The organism is Streptomyces sp. P9-2 (assembly GCF_051903975.1).
In the GTDB taxonomy this organism is placed as follows: Bacteria; Actinomycetota; Actinomycetes; order Streptomycetales; family Streptomycetaceae; genus Streptomyces; species Streptomyces cellulosae.
In genome coordinates this window covers 7,141,818-7,161,203 of record NZ_CP192633.1, presented here as the reverse complement: position 1 = coordinate 7,161,203, position 19,386 = coordinate 7,141,818, and the positions used below count along the sequence as shown (strand labels likewise).

The window sequence follows — 19,386 nt, the reverse complement described above, 5'->3', positions numbered from 1 at the left end:
GCTGACGTGTTCAGTCCCGACCGCGCGACCCTGCGTTCGGCCGGCTTCGTCGTGCTGCTCACCGGCACCTTTCTCCTGGTGAACAGCCAGGTCGTGTACGCGGCCAGCGGCAACAGCGAGACCGGAGACCTGCTCGCCCCGCTGAACATCGCCTCCTCCGAGGGTGTGCCGATCGACGGCTACGACCTGAACGCTTCCGGCGGCTCCATCGTCGCTTTCAAGACGCAGGCCCTCGCCTTCGCGCTCAGCGGCCTGTTCACCCTGATCCGGCTGTTGGTCGGTCTGGCCGGGTGGGTGATCGAGGTCGCTTTCCGGTTCCCGCTGCTCAAGATCCTCACCCGACCTGCGCAGAAGGTCGCCGACACCTACGACAACGTGGTGGTCGACACCCTGGGGCTGAAAAGTCTCCTGCTGGCCTGGGCGTTCGTCTTCGCCGGGTTCATGATCGTGCGCGGGCGGGTCGGCCGCGGTCTGGGCGAAATCTTCCTCACCCTGCTCATCGGGGCGATCGCCGCCTCAGCTCTCATCCGCCCCGACACCCTGCTCGGCCCCAACGGCCCTCTGGGCCAGTCCCAGCAGGTGGCCGCCGAGGTCGCCCAGCAGAGCGTCAACTCCTACGACTGGGGCGGGAAGCTCGCCGGCTATGACGCATGTTCCCGCAGAAGCGGCAACGCCGAATTCGAGTGCGAGCAGCGGGAAGAGGAAGGACCGGTCTCCTCAACAGAGGTGGCCCGCCCCCTTCAGGACTCGATCACGAACGCCTTGATCGTCAAGCCCTACATGCTCCTCCAGTACGGGCGCATCCTCAACCCTGCCAAGGACTCCGACCGCAAGGCCTACGCGGTTCATCTGAAGTGGGTCACCGGCGGATACAAGCCCGACGCCCATGACGACACAGGCAAGGACAACGATCCCTGCGACATGCTCAAAGGGCCCGGCCGGGCCTACTGCGAGCGAGGCCAGGAGGAGACCGGAACCGAGGGTGCGCTGCCTGAGTTCACACCCGGTGGCGAACTCCTCGACACCTCGAACGCGATCGTCACCGACGAAGACCAGGCGTTCGCCGCGTTCCTCGCCGACATGAAGAAGGCCGGCCCGGTCGGCAGGTCGTGCGCCGTCTACGCCGAGAAGCCCACCTGGTGGCGGCTCGGCGGTGCCTTCCTGCTGCTGATCGCCGCCCTGTTCATCTGCGGCATGCTGCTGTCCAGCGCCATCGTTCTGCTCGGCATCCAGGGCATCTGCGCGGCCGCGGCGGCCGCCGGCGGCGTCACGTTCATCGCCGCCATGCTGCCGGGACCGCCACGGCAGAGCGTGTGGCGGTGGCTGTCCCTGTGGGGGATCGCGGTCCTGGCCGTGGTCGGGATCTGCGCGTTCATCCCGTTCTTCGGGATCGCCGTGGACGCCACCATCACTAACGGACCCCAGTTGATGGTGGAGCGGATCCTGCTCATCGACGTCCTGGCCATTGCCGGCGCGGCCGGACACCGCCGCCTGCTGACCGGCATCACCTCCTTCGGCCGGCGCATGGCGATGCGGATGCGCTACGCCAAGGTCGGCGGCACCCACATGCCGGGCGACACCTCCGAGCTCGGCGCCGCGCTCGCCATGAACTCCCCCGCCGCAATGGGCGGCTACGGCGGACTGCGCGCCTTCACCGGCGGGGGCGGCGGCAGGTTCGGAATGCTCGGCACCCGGCAGCGGCTGATGGGCGCCCTCACCTCGTTCTTCGACGGCGCGGGCATGCCGGTGGACACCGGCAGGATCCTCTCCGATGCCACCGCCGAAGCCGGGCGCGGCCTGGCCCCGCTCACCGCGGCCGCGGCCGTGGGCGGGCTGGGCACACGGCTCGGCACCAAGGGCGCGCACTGGCTGCTGATCGGCCGCCGGCCGGACAAGGATCAGCTGGCCAAGTGGCGCAAGCCCACCGCAGACGGCGACCCTGGCGCGGGCGCGGGTGGTCCGTCGGGCGGCGGGGACGGTGGTTCAGGCGGCGGCGCAGGTCCGCGCCGGCCCTCAGGCCCGCCCGACCGGTACCGCAACGAGCAGGGGCAGGTCGTCGACCGCAACACCGGTCAGGTGCTGCACGACCAGAACAGCGACCGCACGCTGCTGTCGACGCGGGCCCACAACCGGCTGGTCCGTTTCCGCGGGTACCGCATCCTCAACCGGGGCGGCCGGGCGGCATACGGGGCGATGGTCGGTCTGCCGGCCAACGTCCGCCGGGCCCGGGCGGGTGGCTCGCGCTACTCCCAGGACGCCCGCCAGCAAGTGCGGGTGTGGGGCAACACCGTCCGCGAGGACGGCCGTGCGTGGGCAGATACCGGGCGTCACGTGGCGCGGGTCCTGCGGGAGCACACCGATGACAGCGGTGGACCTGGTCCGTTCGTCGGTCGCCGTCTGCCCACCGCAGCCACTCCGACCCCTGGCCCAGCTGCACCCGCTCGGCCTGCCCGCTTGGGACGCCCCGCGCGTCCGGCCCCTGCCCCCGCGCGGCCCACGCCGTCGGCGGGCGGTACGGCGGCTGCTCCGCCGCCGGAGCCGCTCCCTCGCCGGGCGACCCCTCTCGGTCCGCCGCGGTCCGATGTCGGCGGGTCTGCCCTTCCCGGGGGCGGAGGCCCCCGTAACCGGGCGCGTGATGAGGCACGGGCCCGGATGCAGGACCTGATGCGGCGCACGGCGCCCGAGGCCGAACGTCTGCGCCGGGACCGGGCCCAGCGGCAAAGCGAGGACGGTGACGACGAGTGAAGCCGCCGGGACGCCGCGTCGGGCGGTGGGGATGCATGGTGGCGCTTCTGATGTTCGCCGCCGTGTGCTGTGCCGCTCCGGTGGGGAACGCGATCAGCGCGTACGTCGCGCTGAAGGCGGGTGCGCAGGACGACGGCGGTATCGCCGAAGGGGGCAGCGCCGCCGACATCCCTCCGCGGATGCTGACCGCCTACAAGAACGCCGTCCGGCAGGTCGGGAAGTACTCACCGAAGTGCCAGGGCATGCGCTGGCCGATCCTCGCGGGGATCGCCAAGGTCGAGTCCAATCACGCCACAGGACGGAGCATCGCCGACAACGGCGACATCCGCCCGAAGATCTATGGGGTGCTCCTCAACGGCTCCGGCCAGGGCGGCAACACCACCGTCTTCCCCGACACGGACGGCGGCAAGTGGGACGGCACTGCGAACGGGGAGCGCGCCGTCGGCCCCTTTCAGTTCCTGCCCTCCACCTGGGAGGGGAACGGCAAGGACGCCAACGGCGACAAGAGCGCCGACCCGCACAACGCTGACGACGCCGCCCTCGGCGCCGCGATCTACCTGTGCGGAGGCGGCCGTGACCTGACGAGGCGGTCGCAGTTGAAGGCCGCGCTCCTGCAGTACAACCACTCGAGCGAGTACGTCGCCAACGTTCTGGGGTGGATCGATCAGTACACGGCGGCCGCCGAGGACCCGGACCTGAAGAACGTCACGGGGAAGGTCCGCACCGTCATCGAGGCCGCTCTGTCCCAGCGGGGTGTCCCGTACTCGTGGGGCGGCGGCAACGCGAGCGGCAAGTCGTACGGGTTCTGCTGCTCGCCCAGCGGCAAGAGCGGCGCGAGTATCAAGGGCTTCGACTGCTCAGGGCTCACCACCTACGCGTACGCCAAGGTCGGCATCCGCCTGCCGCGCACCGCGGCTGCCCAAGCCGGTGTCGGCAAGCGGATCCCGGCCAGCCTCGGCACGGGCGCGCTCAAGCCCGGTGACCTCGTCTTCTATGCCACCGCCCCTGGACACGATTCCACGATCTACCACGTCGGCATCTACCTGGGCAGCGGGGAGATGGTCAACGCCCCGCGCCCGGGCACCGTGGTGCGCCTGGACACCGTCAACGCGATGTCCGGCTACGCGGGGGGAGCACGCCTGCTGTGACCACCGCCTCGCGCTCACCACGCCTTCCGCTGCTGACTACCGTCCTGCTCGCCGTCGCAGGCGTCGCTCTGCTCGGTATGCCGCACGGTCAGGAACCGACAGCCCCAGCGACGAGGGCGACCGTGCACGCGGCCACGGATTGGCCATCGGCGGCTGCTCCGCTTTCCCCCAGCGACCCGACCGTCGGTGCAGCTCCTCCCGCGACGTCGGCTCCGTCGACGCCGTCGACCGTCGAGTCCGTTCTGCCGCCGCACGGCGAAGGTGTAGCCGGCGACCGGGCCATCCAGCGGAACCTGGAGGCAGCCTGGCCCTCTGACCTTCCCGCCGCCGACGAGCGGACGTTGCTCACCGCCGGTCGCACGCTGCTGCGTGCGGACGCCATCGGGGTCGGCCGCGAGAAGTGGCCCACAGTCTTCGGCGACTCGAGACAAGCGGTGGCCCCGGCGTTCGCCACCGCTCGCTTCCGCATCCAGGCCGCGATCGCCCGCCGCGACGGCAGCCCGAACAGGGCGGTTGTCCATCTGGTGTGGGCCGGCATGGACCGCGGCGGCACCTTCACCGACCTGCGCATCACCGACTGGTTCTTCACCCGCACTATCAAGAAGGGAGCAGCGACGTGGACTCCGCAGCCCCGTACCTGACGGACCGGTCCAATGACACGGCCGCTGGTCAGGTTCTCGGCCTGGTCAGCGGCCTGGTCGACGCCGCTGGCTGGCTCTACAACCACTGGTATCTGCTCGCCCTGGCCATGGCCGTGTGCTGGGGGGTGGGCGAGCTGGTGGTACGTCGGCTAGCGGTGCGCGCCTCGGCCGAGCGGATGGCCCTGGAGCTGGTGTCCAGCCGGCACTTCGACCCGAGCCTGGAGGAGATCTTCCGCCGCGGCGTCCAGCTAGCTCGCGCTTCCACGGCCATGCCCTGGTGGGCGCCCCGCAGGACGAAGGCCGTGCAGATCAGGCTGCGTGCGGACGGCTCTAGCCCGCTGCGCTACCGCATCGAGGGCCCGGCCGGCGGCCAGCGGCTCTTGTCCATCACCCCGTTCGGGCCGGACGTCACCGTCAACCGGGCCCGGCCGATCGCCGATGAGACACGGACGCACACCGTGCGCGCGGAGTTCATCCTGCGGGGCAAGCCCACTGCCCCGCTGCGTGAGGTGCCCCTCACTCCCGACCCGCTGCAGCCGCTCATCGACGCCGTGTCCGACCTGCGCGCCGAGCTCGGCGACCTCGCCGAGATCCGGCTCGACATCCAGCGCGCCCCCAAATGGGCGCTGCGAGCGCGCCGGATTCAGTTGATGAGCGCCGCCCGCCGCGCGGAGCGCCGGGAGGCCCAGCGGGCCGCACGCTGGCTGCGGCAGGATGCCAGCGGCATCGAGGACTCCCTCACCTGGCAGCTGCAGCAGCTACTCAGCGACAAGCCCGCTGCTGGCGCCAGCCGGCGGCTGGTCATGCCGCCGGTGCCCCGCCGGGTCGAGCCGACCGAGGCGCTGGGCAAGCTCGCCGACGACGACCACCTCGTCCGGGTGCAACTGCTGGTGATGTGCGCCTCGAACACCGAGGGTCGAGCCCAGGCCAGGCTCGCCCAACTTCAGGCTGCGCTCGATGTGTTCGGAGGCCGCTCGAGGTGGGCCATGCGCGGATGGCGGCTGGGACCGTGGCGGATCGGCGCCGACCACTGGCCCACCAAGCGTGGTTTCGAACGCCGCTGGAACCTGGGGCACTGCCAGCCGCCTCGCGCCAACTGGGTGAGGCTGGAAGAGCTGACGGGCCTGCTCAAGCCGCCCACCATGCACTGCCGTCTGCCGGTACTCGCCGGGGACCTACCGACGTTCGAGTTCGGCGATTCGGAGCTGCTGCTTCAGGGCATCTACCGAGGCCCGGACGGCCGCGAGCGCCTGGTCGCCACCTACGCCGAGGAGACCCTGTTCGAGGTCGGGGTGGGCAAGGCCGGCGGGGGCAAGACCGAGCGGGCTTTGGCGCAGGCGATCGGCTGGGCGCATGCCGGGGGCGGCCTGCTGTTCGTCGACCCGCACCGTGACTCCTGGCCCCGGGCCACCACGTTCCTGGCGCACCAGGCCCTCATGCGGCGGATCGCCCTCGTCGACCTCAACGGCCTGGGCGCCGACCCGCGGGTGAGCTCGTGGAATCCGCTCGGCATGCACCACCAGCAGACGGGGCACGAGGTCGTCGAGGCCATCACCGACGCCTACGCCTCCGCACTGGCCTGGGACGATGCGACCGCACCCCGGGCAATCACCATCCTGACCGCCGCACTGGTCGTCCTGGTCGCCGTCAACGAGGCCGCCTGTCAGGCCGGCCGCCCCGAGGACCAAGCCACGATCTTCCACGTGCGGGCACTGCTCACCGATACCGCGTTCCGCAAGGCAGCGCTCGCCGCGGTGGCCGACCGTCTGGACGAGGAGACCCGTTCCTGGTGGCAGGTGGTCTTCCCGACCTTGCCGCCGGACGCGTTCGCCGTGGTCCTCAACCCGATCGCCCGGCTGGCCGCCAACCCCATCACTCGTGCCTTCCTCGGTCAGCCTGTTGGCGTCTACAACATCCGCGCCGCGATGGACTCGCGGATGGTCGTGTGGGTGTGCCCGGGCGGCAACGGGCCCACCGACCGGCTGGTGACCGCGCTGCTGGCCCGCGATCTGCTGCGGGCTGTGCGCTCTCGGCGTGACACCCCGGAGGCCAAGCGAGTGCCTTTCCGGGCGTACTTCGACGAGCTGATCACCCTGACGGGCGCGGCGCCGGAGACCATCGCCGCCATGTTCGAGGACTTCCGAAAGTACAGGTGCCAAGTTCACGGCATGACACAGCTGTTGGCACGACTGCCCTCGCCGGTTCGGCTGTCTCTGGTGCAGAACGCGTCCACGTTGGCCACCACCGCCGGGTCGAAGTCCGCGATCGCACCGATCACCGCCGAGTGGGGCGACAACCCCAGCCCGGACCGGGTGGCCACCATGGAGCGATTCGAGCACTACGTGTCCATGAACGTGCACGGGCGGCGAGTGGGACCTGTGCAGTTGCGCGGGCCCCATCTCGACGCGGTCTTCGCCGCCCAAGCCCGCCCGCGGCAGGTTCCTACGCTGGAGCATGCTGCCCTCGCGAACGCCCGTGCTCTCCCACTGAATCAGCTCACCGACCGCGCAGCCGAGCAGATCGGCCGCGTCGCCGCCTTCCTCGCCGAGCGGCCCCCAGCTGACGCCACCTCCGTGCCTCTGGCGAAGGAGGAATACGAGTGACCCGCCCAACGACACGCCCGCATCCCGCTGGGGCGGGCAAATGTCGCAGTCTCGTGCGCGTGTGGGCCGTGGGCCCGTTCATGCGCGGCCGACAACCATCGAGTGCATACAGCTACAAAGCGTCATCTGGTTCCGAAAGTGACGGGATACGACCCGAGATGTACGAGTGAACTCGATGATTGAGCTGGGAAGTTGACTGGCATATGCGTAATCTTGCGGCTACGCAAACGGATCACCGCAGCTGGACCAGGCCGCGGGGCTGGACTGCCGTCCGTAGGCGGCTCAGGCAGCGGTCATGTCACGCGCCGTACGGGGAGGCATCGTGAAACGTCGCGCACACCAGGTTCATCGCTCCGCTGTTCACTTAAAGACCGCCGCCTTCATCACGCTGTGCGCTGGGCTCGCCCTGACCGCGTGCAGCTCATCCGGCGGGAAGAATGAGGCGACAGGCGAGTCGCCGAGCGTCGCGCAGTCCCCAGCGTCGCCTGCCCCCGCCGACCCGAAGGAGACGGCGAAGCAGGAGGCGATCACTGCATACGGGGCCTACTGGAAGGAGATGGAGAAGCTCTACGCCGACCCAACCGGCAAGAGCGCGCATCTTGATCAGTTCGCTGCATCTGCGGCGCTGAAGAACGCTGAGGCAGATGCCAAGCGTGCTCATGACCGCGGCCGCATCTACACCGGCAGCGTCGCACTCACCGACCAGACAGTCACCAAGGTGGACGTCTCGGGCAAGATCCCCAACGCGACCGTCTCCAGCTGCCTGGACATTTCCAAGTGGCGGAGGGTCGATGCCGAGACCAAGAAGCCGGTGCCCCAACCGGAGAACCGGCTGACGAAGTATCTGATCGTCAGCGTGGTCGAGAAGTATCCGGAAGGGTGGCGCGTCATCCGTGATGAGCCCCAGGGGAAGTCGTGCTGACGCGCCGCATCGCCATCACCGCGGTAACCGTCTTGGCCACGCTCTCTGTCCCTGTCCTCAGCCACGCGGAGGATGACCCTGAGGGCGGCGGCGGTATTGAGTGCGGACTGTACGACTGCGAGGTCGAGGTAGACGTCCCGGGGCAGGGCGGCGGCCAAGCAGGCGGCAGCGGCGGCACCGACGGAACAGGTGGAAGCGGTTCGTCCGATAGTGGCGACCCCACCGATAAGACCGTCTGCGTTTACAAGCTCGCGGACCCGCAACCACCTGCCGGCAGCTTGGACTGGCAAGGCCACGACCCCGGAGACGGGGCCGTGTACGAGCAGACATGTGGGTGGGGTGGCGTCGACGGGGACGTCATCGTTCGGATGGTCTGGTTGGCCGATCCACCTCCGCAAGAGACTGTCGATCCGGCTGTCTTGGCGCAGCGGGCGGTCGACTCGATGACGCTGCTTGGCCCGGATATCGCTAGTCCACGCGTGGCCGGGAAGTACACGGTCGGGGTTCCGATGTGGATGTGGGTCAACAGGAGCGCCACAACCTACGGGCCCAACACTGCGTCGGCGTCGGCGGGCGGGATCACCGTCACTGCGACCGCGAGGGTGTCGAAGATCGTGTGGAAAATGGGCGACGGTGCCAGTGTGACGTGCAACGGCCCCGGCACGCCCTACACGTCGTCCGAGGGCATGGCCCAGTCACCGACCTGCGGGCACGTGTACTCCAAGACCTCAGCCGGTGCCCAGAACGGCAAGTTCCCGGTGACTGCGACCTCCACGTGGACGATCAACTGGCAAGGCGGCGGACAGGCCGGCCAGCTCACCGAGGTCCGGCAGACCAACGTGCAGGTGGCAGTCGGCGAAGTACAAGTCGTCAGGTAAAGCCGCCGGAAGGACAGAACGGTGAGCAAAACCCAAGTAGACACAGCCTCGAACGGAGTTCCCCAGCAGGGCCGCGTGCCCGGACCGGTGGCGCCGCCCCGGGTGTCGGCTCGCAGGCGACGACCAGGTGTCATCGCCCTGTCTCTGGCGCTGATCGCCGCCGGAGGCGCGGGAGTTGCCGTCCTGCTGCTCCAGGTCGGCAACCGCACCGACGTAGTGACCGTGGTCCGCGACGTCCAGGTCGGCCAGGTCCTCACCGAGGACGACCTGGGCAAGGCGTCCGTCGCCCTGGACCCGGCCGTCAAGGCGGTGCGTGCCGACGACCTGAAGTCGGTGGTGGGGAAGCGGGCCGCCGTGGAACTCAAGCCTGGTTCCTTGCTGGCTCCCTCGCAGGTGACGAGGGACTCACTGGTGAAGGCCGGCGAGCAGTTGGTGCCGATCGGCCTGGAGCCCAAGCAGATTCCGGCTACCGCTTTGGTGCCGGGCCAAAAGGTGCAGCTGGTGCACGTCCCGGCTCAGGGAACGACGGATACCGGCAAGACGTCCGACGTCACGCCGCAGACCATCGACGGCAGGGTGGTGAAGGCATCCGGCGCCGCCCCCGGTACGGGCATCGTGGTCGTCGACGTGGCCACAGCCGCCACCGATGGTCCTACGGCCGCCGTTTGGGAGGCGGCCGGCACTCTGCGTCTGGTCCTCGCTGCTCCGGACGGTTACTGATGGCTGTGATCGCGCTCGCAGGCTGCAGTGGTGCGCCCGGCGTGACCACGAGCGCTCTGGCCCTGCTTTTGTCGTGGCCGCTGGAGGCGGGCCGCCGGATGATCCTGGCCGAGTGCGACCCGGACGGCGGGGCCGTGCTGCACGGCTTGCTGCAGGGCACGCTCGGTGACCGGTACGGGCTGCGCAACCTCTCGGTCGCCGCTCGCAAAGGGGAGTTCAGCGATGCCTTCTGGCGCCAGTTGATCGACTTGAGCAGCGACGACGGCAAGCAGGAGTCTCCGCGCGACCGGCTGCTGCTGCCCGGCGTCACTGACCCCTCACAGTCGGCAAGCCTCACCTCGGTCTGGAAGATCCTCGCGCAGATGTTCCGCGGCATCGAGGCCGAGAGCGGTCACGACGTGCTGATCGATCTCGGTCGCCGCGGCGCGTGTGGGCCCTCCGGGGTCCTGGCCGAGCAGGCCGATGCCACCTTCGTGGTGGTCCGCAACACCCTGCGCTGCCTGCAAGCAGCTGAGGGCCGGGTGCGCGCATTGAAGGAACGTGTCGGTGACGTCAGCGTGCTGATGATCAACGAGGGCCCCTACCCCGCGGGTGAAGTGCAGCGTGTTCTGCAGGTGCCGGTGATCGCCACGTTGCCGTACGCGCCAAAGGACGCCCGTGTGCTGTCCGACGGCGCCGAACAGCCACGCCACTTCACCAAGTCGCCGCTGATGAAGGCCGCCCGCACGGGCAGCACGCTGCTTCTCCAGCGGGCCGCCATGCGCCGGGCCCGCCTCGATCCACGCAGCCTGCGCGCTGCAGGCGGGGAGGTGACCCATGCAGGCTAGGCCCCTGCACCCCGACCCCACGGTGGCACCACTGCCCCAGCAGTGGGCCCACCAGACCAACGGCACACCGGCACCTGTCGGCGCTGCCGCGAGTACACAGGTGCTCGGCACGGCGGTTCCTCAGATCACCGTCGACTACCGGGTGGCCCGGGACATTGCGTCCCAGGTCGCCAGGCAGCGCGAGGAACTCCTCAAGACCAAGCCCGACATGGACCGGGACAGCGAAGAGCAGCGCTGTCTGAACTGGATCGCCGAGGCCGTCGCGCTCTGGTCCGACGCCCAGGCGATGACGCCCCAAGAGGATGAGGCACTACGCCGCGCCGTGTACGACCTGCTCTTCAGGGCCGGCCGGCTCCAGCCGTACCTGGACGACGAGCGGGTCGAGGACATCATCATTCAGGGTCCGCATGAGGTGTGGCTCGATTACGGCGACGGCGAACGTCGCCGGGTGGGTCCGATCGCGGACTCGGAAGAGGAACTGCTGGAGCTGCTGCGGGAGTTGGCGCGGGGATCCGGGCACAGCGAGCGGACCATTTCCACCGCGAACCCCACCCTCGCCTTGTCCCTGCAGGACGGCTCCCGTCTGCAGGCCATCACCGGGCTGGGGCCGATGACGTACGCGGTCATCCGCCGGCACCGGGTCTCCCACGCCGGCCTCGACGATCTGGTTCGGCTGGGCACCATCGACCCGATCCTGCGCGAGTTCCTCGGTGCGTGCGTGCGCGCGGAGAAGAACATCATGATCGCGGGGAAGCAGAAGGCCGGGAAGACCACGCTGATGCGGGCGATGCTCAGGGAGTTCGACCCGGAGTGCCGGTTCGCGACCATCCAGACCGAGGACGAGCTGTTCTGCCACGCCAACGGCTACCACAAGCAGGTCGTGTCCCTGGTGGGCCGCGAGTCCAACGGGGAGAAGGACGTCACTGGGCGCGGTGCCGGTGAGGTCACGCTCCTGGACCTGATGCACCCGGCGTTGCGGATGTCGCTGGAGCGGATTGTGGTTGGCGAGGTCCGTGGCCCCGAAGTCGTCGCCATGATGCAGGCGTTGACGAACGGGTCGGGCGGCAACCTGTGCACCATCCACGCGCGTCGCCCGGACATCATCTTCGACCGGATCGCGGAGCTGTACGCGCTCGCCCAGGAGAATCTGTCCGAGCAGCTCGCCTACCGGCAGACCGCCAACGGCCTGGACTTCATTGTCTACGTCGATATGACGGACGAGACGCGGATCGGCGGCCGGCGCCACCGCTACGTCTCGCACGTCCTGGAACTGACCGGGATCGGCGAGAACGGCCGGCCCGCCACCAATGAGATCTTCTCCCCCGGCCGCGAGTTCGGTGAGCTGCGGGCGGTGCCGCGAATGGATCCCCAATGCATCGATGACCTGCGCCGCGTCGGCTTCGACTCGACGCTGCTGCAGCAGCCGTACGGCGCCTGGTCGGCGCCGCTGCCGCTGAAAGTGGCGGTGAGCCGATGACGCTGCTGTTCGGACTGTTGTCCGGCATGGCCGTGGTCGGCGGGCTGATCGGTGTCGTAGTGGGCGTCGTGGGCACTACCGCGCCGCGCCGCGCTCCGCTGCGCCACCGCTGGCAGGCGGTGCTGCGCGGTGGGAAGAACCAAAGTGAGGAGGCCCGGCTGCGGCGGCGGACCTTCATCGTCGCCGCCGTCGTGGTGTTCGTGGCCGTGTGGCTGATCAGCGGGAACTTTGTCGGCGGTGCGCTGCTGGGCGCGGCCGTCATCGGCGTGCCCTGGCTGATCGCCCCCGCGCAGATGGCGCAGGAACGCATCGGGCAGCTGGAGGGCTTAAGCGAGTGGACGCAGCGGCTGGCGGGCCTGCTGCGGCTGGGCATGGGCCTGGAACAGGCGATGATCACCAGCCGTCAGGGGGCGCCGGACGAACTTGCCCCGCAGATCATCAACCTGTCCGACCGGCTGCGCCTGGGGTGGCGGCCGGAGGGAGCGCTCCGCGCGTTCGCCGATGAACTGGACGATGTCACAGCGGACAAGGTGGTCGCCGCGCTCATCCTGTCGGTCAACGACCGCGGCCCCGGCCTGGCGCAGGCCCTGGAGGACCTGTCGGGCACCGTCCGCGAGGAAGTCGCCCGCAAGCGCGCCATCGAGGCGGACCGGGCCAAGCCCCGCACCACCGTACGGTGGATGACCATCATCACCGTGGGTGTCGTGGTGGCCGGGTTCTTCGTGCCCAGCTACACGAGGCCGTACTCCACGCTCCTCGGCCAGCTCGTGCTCGCTTTCCTCACGGCCGGGTTCGTCGGCGTGCTCGCCCTGATGCGGCAGCTGGGCAGCTTCCCCCGCATCCCCCGCTTCCTGGTCACCGATCCGACCAGCACGGTCCGGCTGCCTGCTCTTGCGCCGGAGCCGGATGCACCGAGCGCCGCCCGGGAACCGGAAGGAGCCGCCTGGTGAACCTGCTCCCCGTCGTTTTGAGCGGCGGCACGGTCGGCGCCGGCGTCGCCTTGCTTGTCCGGGAACTGTTGCAGCCTCAGCCGGCGTTGGGGCCGGCGCTGAAGCGCAGTGCCCCGGCGACGTTGACGATGCCCGAGCCGGAACTGGACCGCGAGGAGGTGTGGGGCCGGTGGCTGCTGGCCCGCCTCGAGCGGCTTCCGGGCGTGAGGGTTCCCACCACGAACCTGGCCCTGCTCGGGCAGGGGCCGGGCCAGTTCATGCTCAAGAAGACCGCGCTCGCCGCCTTGGGTCTGCTCTGCCCGCTGATCGCAACGGTTCCGTGGATCATCGCGGGGGTGGGCCTGCCGTTCTACGTGCCCGCCGGTGTCGGACTCATCGTCGCCGGCCTGCTGTTCATCACCCCGGATCTCGCGGTTCGGGACCAGGCCAAGCGGGCGCGGGAAGAGTTCGCGCACGCCCTGTCCGCCTACCTCGACCTGGTCGCGCTCAAGCGGGCCGCCGACGCCGGGCCCGCCGAGGCGCTGGAGAAGGCAGCCGAGGTCGGCGCGGGCTGGCCCTTCCTGTATCTGCAGGGCGCGCTGCGCCGGGCGCGGCTGGAGAAGATCCCGCCGTATCAAGCGCTCGCGGAGCTGTCCGCCGAGTACGAGTTGCCCATCCTGGACGACGTCGCCGACATCATGCGCGGCTCAGCTACCGACGGAGCCGCCGTCTACAAGGCGCTGCGGGCCCGCACCGCCGCGCTCAACGCCGAACTGCTGGCCGATCAGGCCGCCGAAGCGAACGCGGCCAGCGAGAAGATGACCGCGCCGGGAGCCCTCTTGGCCGTCTTGGTGATGCTGCTGATGGCCTTCCCCGCCGTGATCCGCATGCTGACCGTCTGAAGACCACAACCTCGTCAACTCTCCAGAGAGGTAGGGAACATGAAGCACACCGCAGCCCGCGCCCGCCGTGCTGTGCTCCGGGCGACCACGCACACGCATACGCACATGCGCACCGGCCCGTACACCCCGTCCCGGGGGCCGGGGCGTGGCGGCCGGGGAGCGCGAGCCTGGGCGCGCGCCAACGGCGCAGTCCTGCGCCTGACCACGCGCGTGCAGGAAGGCCTGCAGGAGGCCGCCCGTCGGCCGGATCGCGGCGACATCTCCACCACGACCGTCATCATCTGGGTAGCCGCTGTCACCGGTGCCGTCCTGATCGCGGGGACTATCGCCGCAGTGATCGCGAAGTACAACGGCAGGCTCAACGGGCTGTGATCGAGCGGCTGAAGGACTGGTGGCAGGGGCGAAGGTGGCGCGAGGACCGCGGTGACACCAGTATCCAGATGGCGATCGTCTTTCCGTTCGTGCTGCTCGCCACGGTGGCCGTCATCCAGGCGTCCATGTGGTACTACGCGCGGCAGATCGCCCTGACCGCCGCCCGCGAAGGCGTCACTGCGGCCCGTGCCTACCAGTCGAGTCAGGCCGTCGGCGCGGCCCAGGCGCGGTCTGTGCTGGGCCGCACGGCGGGTGACAGCCTGAGCGGTTACAGCGTTTTGGCCAGCAGCAACGGTCAGCGTGTGCGTATCCAGGTGTCCGGCACGGCCTTGTCGGTGATCCCGGGTGTGCCGGGCCTGCAGGTCACGCAGTCGGCGTCCGGCACGGTGGAGCGCTGGACAGTCCCGGGGGAGTGAACCAGGTGCGGTCCATGGCCCGTTGGGCTCGCAGAGTACGCAGCGATGAGGGCAGTGCCGCGATCGAGGCGGCGATCGTCCTCCCGGCATTGATCATGTTTTTGTGTCTGGCGATCGCCGGCGGGCGGATCGTCATATCCGGGGCGAAGATCGATTCTGCGGCTGAGGACGCGGCCCGGGAGGCATCCATTCACCGCACAGCGGCGGCCGCACAGAGTGCCGCGCAGTCGGCGGCCGCCGAGTCTTTGGACGACCAGGGCATCGCGTGCGCTTCGACGTCCGTGAAGGTCAACACTGGCGGTCTCAGTGTGCCGGTGGGGCAAGTCGGCACGGTCACCGTGACCGTGGCCTGCACGGTCGATCTGTCGGACCTTCTGCTGCCGGGTGTGCCAGGGGCGAAGACGCTCAGGTCGACGGCTACCTCGGTAGTGGACCAGTACAGGCAGCGTGGGGATTGATGATGTTACGTCAGATGACTCTGGGTCGGGGGTGGTTGGGTGACCGGGGCGGCGTCACCGTGTTCGTCGCCGTGTGCGTCATCGCGCTGATCGGGATCATCGGCGTCGCTGTCGACGGCGGCAGCAAGATGCGTGCCACGGAACGCGCCGACTTCATCGCCGGCGAAGCCGCGCGGGCAGGCGGGCAGGCCATCGATCCTGCCGATGCGATCAGTGGGAAGGCGATCGTCGTGGAGCCGCAGGCCGCGGCCGCCGCAGCCCAGTCCTACTTGCGCTCCGCCGGGGCCGTCGGCACGGCCAGCGTGTCCGGCGATGGCAAGACGCTCACCGTCACGGTCAACGGCACCTACGACACGAAGTTCTTGTCGGTGGTCGGGATCGGCTCTCTGCCGGTGACCGGCCACGGCAAGGCCACCCTCCTCCATGGCGTCACGGCTCCCGAAGGAAACTGATGCGCACCACCTCCTCCCCCGCCGCAACCGCCGGCCGCTTCCTGGCGCGGCTCGTTAAGGCCGGCTTGAGTCTGCTGGTCTTGGCGGTCGCGGTCGCCGGACTGCCGCTGCTGCTGGCGTGGGCCACCCCGGTCATCTGGGCGGCCACCCACGATGACGTCCTGCACCTGCTGGACCGGCAGGACGCCGGCAGGGTGTTCTTGCTGATGCTCGTGGCCGTGGGGTGGATCGGGTGGGCGCAGTTTGCGTTCTGCGCGGTACGCGAGCTGATCGCGCAGTTGCGGTGCCGCACCTGGCAGGCCCCGCGCGGGATGGGCGCCTCGCAACGCGCCGCGGCTCTGCTGATCGGCAGCATCCTGGTGCTGCTGCCCACGAGTTCGGCGCTGGCCTCCGACGCCCAGGCCGCCCCGGCCACCACCGGGGCCCCCGACCTGGGGCAGGCTCACGTCCCGCACGCCGCCAAGAGCCGGCAGGCTCAGGCCTCCGCGGCGAGCACACCGGCGTCTCGCACCACGTATACGGTGCGCGAAACGCGGCCCGCAGAAAGCCTGTGGGCAATCGCCGAGCGGGAGTTGGGGGACGGCGAGCGGTGGCGGGAGATCGCCGACCTGAACGAGGGCCGGACCATGGTCGACGGCACGGTGTTCCGCGCGAACAGCTTTCTGCAGGCCGGCTGGCAGCTGCAGATGCCCGAATCCGCCGCGGCTGCGGCAGGCGTCCGTACGCAGCCGGGTGACAGCCCGCCGACGGTCGACGATGAGGCTGAGCGCGTCGTTACGGTCCGCCCGGGCGACTACCTGTCGAAGATCGCTGAGGAGGAGCTCGGCGACGGCGACGCGTGGGTGGAGCTGTTCGAGGCCAGCCGGGGCAAGCCGCAGCCACACGGCCTGCCCAAGATCACCGATCCGGACATGATTTTCGCAGGGCAGCAGGTCACAGTACCCAAGGCCCGGCCCGACCAGCCGCACCACGAACAGAACCGCAGTGAAGGGTCGGGGGGGCAGGAAACCACTCCCCCAGCCACCCAGGATCCCGACGGCTACCAGAAGCCGGACGACAGCGCGGGGCATGCGCCGGCACCTGCGCCAAGCCAAACCGCGGCGCCTCCACCACAGACGTCGGCACCCAGCACACCATCCAGTCGCCCCGCCGAACAGCCCGGGCAGGATCAGTCCTCCCCGTCCGCACGCGAGCCCAACGCCGACGCCTCCCCCACTGCCGCCTCCCCGGCGGCATCGGAGTCGTCCGGGCCTGCAGCCTCCTCCCCCGCCACTCCCGCACCCGAGACCCCGGCGACGGCCCCCGCCGGCCCACTCAATCTGCGCATCGTGCTCGGCGCCGGCGCGCTGCTGGCCGCCGCCGTCACCGGCGCCCTGGCCCTGCGCAGAACGCTGCAGCGCCGCCGCCGCAAGCCAGGCGAGAAAATCGCCATCGTCTCCGAAACCTCCGCCGCCGAGGCCCAGTTGGCAGCGGCCGCCGAGCCCGGCGGCGCAGCCCGCCTGGACGTTGCACTGCGGACCCTCGCCCACCACGTGGCCCAGCAGAGGGAAGACGCGGCCCTGCCGCCGCTGCGGGCCGCCCGGATCGGCACCCGAATGGTGGAGGTCCTGCCCGAGGACCTCACCCAGGACCCGGTGGCGCCCTTCACGTCCGGGCACGGCGGCTGGTGGGCCCTGCCCACCGACGCCGCCCTCCTGGACGACGAGGCCGCCCGCGACGTACCGGCCCCGTATCCGGGGCTGGTCACGATCGGCAGCACCGAGGGAGGTGATCTGCTGCTGCTCAACCTTGCGCAGCTGCCTGCGCTGCTGCTGGACGGCAACCCGGTGCACATCACCGAGCTGTGCACCTCGCTCGCGCTGGAACTCGGGATGAGTCCCTGGGCGGCCGACGTCGAGGTCGTCACCCTGGGCTTCGGTGAGGACCTGCCGCAGCTGCTGCCCACCGCGCGGATCGCCCACATGCGTCAGGCCACGCACGCGCTGCGCGACCTGAGCGAACGACTGCTGGAAGCACACCAGATGCCCGAAACCCGGCATCAGCCCTATCTGCTGCTGTGCGCATCCTCCCTGGACGAGGACACGGCCTGGCAGTTCGCCGACGTCATCGACAAAGCGGGCGCAGTGCCCGTCACACTGATCGCCCCTGCGAGTACAGCGGCTGCTCGCTTCCCCGAGGCGGCAATCCTCAACGCCTCCCTCAACACCCCGCAGACCCTCGACTACGCCGGCACCGACATCACGGTGCAGCGCCTGGAACACGCCGCCTACCTTCAGATCACCACCGCGTTGAACGTGTCCGGGCAGCCGCCCCACCCGGCCGAAGGGCCCTGGCAGCACGTCCCGGACGAGCCGGAAAACATGCAGCAGCCCAAGCACACACCGCCGGAGCACTCCATCGCACCCGCCACCGCCCCGACCCCCGCACCGGCAGAGGCACCGGATACGAACGACGAGGTCTTCCCGGCCCTGCTCGCCGCCAGCACCGACCCGTCTGGACTCCGCCTCCTCTCCCCCGCCACGTCACCGGCCGGGCTCCACGACGCAACCGGACCGGGCGCCGAGGCAGCCGAGCCGTCCGCACCGGCGCCCCCAGCCGATGACGGCCCCATGGGCACGGCAACAACTGCCGTATCCGACGACCCGGAGACCGCAGTCGAGAAGCCCGCACCGCCGGACACGCAAGAGAGCCAGGCGCAGGACCCGCACGCCCCCGAGATCCGGGTGCTCGGGCCGGTCGAAGTGACAGGTGTGGACAGCACCGGACACGGCCCCAGAATGGCGCAGCTGGCCGCCTTGCTGTACTTCCGGCCCGGGCGGACCGCTGATGTCCTGTGTGCCGACATGGATCCCGTCAGCCCCTGGTCGACGAGCACCCTCAACGCGCGGATGCAGGGCCTGCGCAGCTCCCTGGGCAGCGACTCCTCCGGCAACCTCTACGTGCCGCGCCGCAAGGCCGGGGAAGACCCGTACCGGCTCGCCCCCACCGTGCGCTGCGACTGGAGCCGTTTCCTCCAGCTCGTCGAGCGGGCGCTGCCGCTCGGCCCGTCCGGCCTGACCGACCTGGAGAAGGCACTGGCTCTGGTGCGGGGCAGGCCGTTCGGCGGCCGGCCGCTGCCCTGGGCTGAGCCCTACGCGCAGGAAATGATCACGCGGATCATCGACGTCGCGCACACCGTGGCCACCTACCGCATCCCCGCAGGTCCCCACCACGACCTCAGCGCCGCCCGCCAGGCCGTTGCAACCGGCCTCGACGTCGACCCCACTGCCGAGCTCCTCTATCGGGATTGGATGCGTCTTGAGGCTGCGCGAGGGAACCGCTCCGGACTGCACACCGCGATCACTCGCGTGCAACAGATCAACCGGGATCTGGACTGCTCGCTGGAGACGGAGACATCTCAGCTCATCAACGAACTCCTCAACAGCACGGGCACAACGGCGCGCAGGTCCCTGTAGCCGCGGGTGTGCAGGGCCGCACGGTGCGCGCTACTGGCTGGGGGCAGCGTCCCGGGCCGTGTAGGCGAGCAGTTCGCTGAGGGCCGCACCGTTGGACGCCGGGGATCGGCTACGCCACTCCCCGAGTGTTATCCGCACGGCCCACGCAACCGCGTGCGCGTGCTGGGTCAGATCATCGTCGAGGCCGACGACTCCCCCGTCGTGACCACGTCCGGTGCCCATGACCGGCCCGTAAACCGGGTACACGGCGATGCCTCACCAGGCACTCGCCAGCGCCCACGCGGTGACGTTCTGCGTGAGCCTGGTCGCATGCCCGCCCCCGGTGGATGTGCAGGAGGGCTCATCGGTGCGACGCGCCTTGACCAACCGCGCTGGCCGTTCCAATGTGATCTTGGACCGCGCCAGTGCACACCGGCCTCGGGCAGGTCGAGTTCCGGGACG

The 19,386-nt window shown here is 70.0% G+C and carries 16 protein-coding genes; all 16 read left to right on the top strand.

Going from position 1 to position 19,386, the window contains the following annotated elements; genetic code table 11:
• The first annotated feature begins 6 nt into the window (after positions 1 to 6).
• The 16 genes from ACQY0Z_RS32430 to ACQY0Z_RS32355 all read left to right on the top strand — a co-directional run bounded on the left by ACQY0Z_RS32430 (position 7) and on the right by ACQY0Z_RS32355 (position 18,945).
• The gene (locus ACQY0Z_RS32430) at positions 7 to 2,745 is read left to right on the top strand and encodes a hypothetical protein (RefSeq protein WP_439813314.1); all 2,739 of its coding nucleotides are present in this window, start codon (positions 7 to 9) and stop codon (positions 2,743 to 2,745) included.
• A gap of 35 nt (positions 2,746 to 2,780) precedes the next feature.
• Entirely contained in the window at positions 2,781 to 3,893 is a 1,113-nt protein-coding gene (locus tag ACQY0Z_RS32425) for a C40 family peptidase (protein ID WP_439813313.1), read from the top strand.
• Positions 3,890 to 4,534: a hypothetical protein gene (locus tag ACQY0Z_RS32420; RefSeq protein WP_439813312.1), complete on the top strand. Its 645-nt coding sequence runs from the start codon at positions 3,890 to 3,892 to the stop codon at positions 4,532 to 4,534. Before ACQY0Z_RS32425 ends, ACQY0Z_RS32420 begins: the two co-directional genes overlap by 4 nt.
• Complete coding sequence (locus ACQY0Z_RS32415; protein WP_439813311.1) at positions 4,510 to 7,137, top strand: ATP/GTP-binding protein; 2,628 nt, start codon at positions 4,510 to 4,512, stop codon at positions 7,135 to 7,137. Before ACQY0Z_RS32420 ends, ACQY0Z_RS32415 begins: the two co-directional genes overlap by 25 nt.
• A 322-nt stretch (positions 7,138 to 7,459) precedes the next feature.
• Positions 7,460 to 8,059, top strand: a complete 600-nt coding sequence (locus ACQY0Z_RS32410; protein ID WP_439813310.1) for a hypothetical protein — start codon at positions 7,460 to 7,462, stop codon at positions 8,057 to 8,059.
• Positions 8,053 to 8,937, top strand: a complete 885-nt coding sequence (locus tag ACQY0Z_RS32405) for an ATP/GTP-binding protein (protein ID WP_439813309.1) — start codon at positions 8,053 to 8,055, stop codon at positions 8,935 to 8,937. The genes ACQY0Z_RS32410 and ACQY0Z_RS32405 overlap by 7 nt, the downstream gene beginning before the upstream one ends.
• 75 nt (positions 8,938 to 9,012) lie before the next feature.
• Positions 9,013 to 9,657, top strand: coding sequence for an SAF domain-containing protein (locus tag ACQY0Z_RS32400; protein WP_439813308.1), 645 nt, complete (start codon positions 9,013 to 9,015; stop codon positions 9,655 to 9,657).
• Positions 9,657 to 10,484 carry a hypothetical protein gene (locus ACQY0Z_RS32395; protein WP_439813307.1) on the top strand — a complete coding sequence of 276 codons (828 nt, stop codon included), beginning with the start codon at positions 9,657 to 9,659 and terminating at the stop codon, positions 10,482 to 10,484. Before ACQY0Z_RS32400 ends, ACQY0Z_RS32395 begins: the two co-directional genes overlap by 1 nt.
• Complete coding sequence (locus ACQY0Z_RS32390; protein WP_439813306.1) at positions 10,474 to 11,961, top strand: CpaF family protein; 1,488 nt, start codon at positions 10,474 to 10,476, stop codon at positions 11,959 to 11,961. Before ACQY0Z_RS32395 ends, ACQY0Z_RS32390 begins: the two co-directional genes overlap by 11 nt.
• Positions 11,958 to 12,911 (top strand): type II secretion system F family protein, encoded by a 954-nt coding sequence (locus tag ACQY0Z_RS32385; RefSeq protein WP_439813305.1) that lies wholly within the window; start codon positions 11,958 to 11,960, stop codon positions 12,909 to 12,911. Before ACQY0Z_RS32390 ends, ACQY0Z_RS32385 begins: the two co-directional genes overlap by 4 nt.
• A complete protein-coding gene (locus tag ACQY0Z_RS32380) occupies positions 12,908 to 13,792 on the top strand; it encodes a type II secretion system F family protein (RefSeq protein WP_439813304.1) in 885 nt (294 codons plus the stop codon). Before ACQY0Z_RS32385 ends, ACQY0Z_RS32380 begins: the two co-directional genes overlap by 4 nt.
• A gap of 39 nt (positions 13,793 to 13,831) precedes the next feature.
• A complete protein-coding gene (locus ACQY0Z_RS32375) occupies positions 13,832 to 14,164 on the top strand; it encodes a hypothetical protein (protein ID WP_437069971.1) in 333 nt (110 codons plus the stop codon).
• Entirely contained in the window at positions 14,161 to 14,580 is a 420-nt protein-coding gene (locus ACQY0Z_RS32370; protein ID WP_439813303.1) for a TadE/TadG family type IV pilus assembly protein, read from the top strand. The genes ACQY0Z_RS32375 and ACQY0Z_RS32370 overlap by 4 nt, the downstream gene beginning before the upstream one ends.
• A gap of 14 nt (positions 14,581 to 14,594) precedes the next feature.
• Positions 14,595 to 15,038 (top strand): TadE/TadG family type IV pilus assembly protein, encoded by a 444-nt coding sequence (locus ACQY0Z_RS32365; protein ID WP_019525387.1) that lies wholly within the window; start codon positions 14,595 to 14,597, stop codon positions 15,036 to 15,038.
• Positions 15,038 to 15,490: a TadE/TadG family type IV pilus assembly protein gene (locus ACQY0Z_RS32360; protein ID WP_439813302.1), complete on the top strand. Its 453-nt coding sequence runs from the start codon at positions 15,038 to 15,040 to the stop codon at positions 15,488 to 15,490. Before ACQY0Z_RS32365 ends, ACQY0Z_RS32360 begins: the two co-directional genes overlap by 1 nt.
• On the top strand, positions 15,490 to 18,945 hold the full coding sequence (locus tag ACQY0Z_RS32355) for a LysM peptidoglycan-binding domain-containing protein (protein WP_439813301.1): 3,456 nt from the start codon (positions 15,490 to 15,492) through the stop codon (positions 18,943 to 18,945). The genes ACQY0Z_RS32360 and ACQY0Z_RS32355 overlap by 1 nt, the downstream gene beginning before the upstream one ends.
• Positions 18,946 to 19,386: the final 441 nt, after the last annotated feature.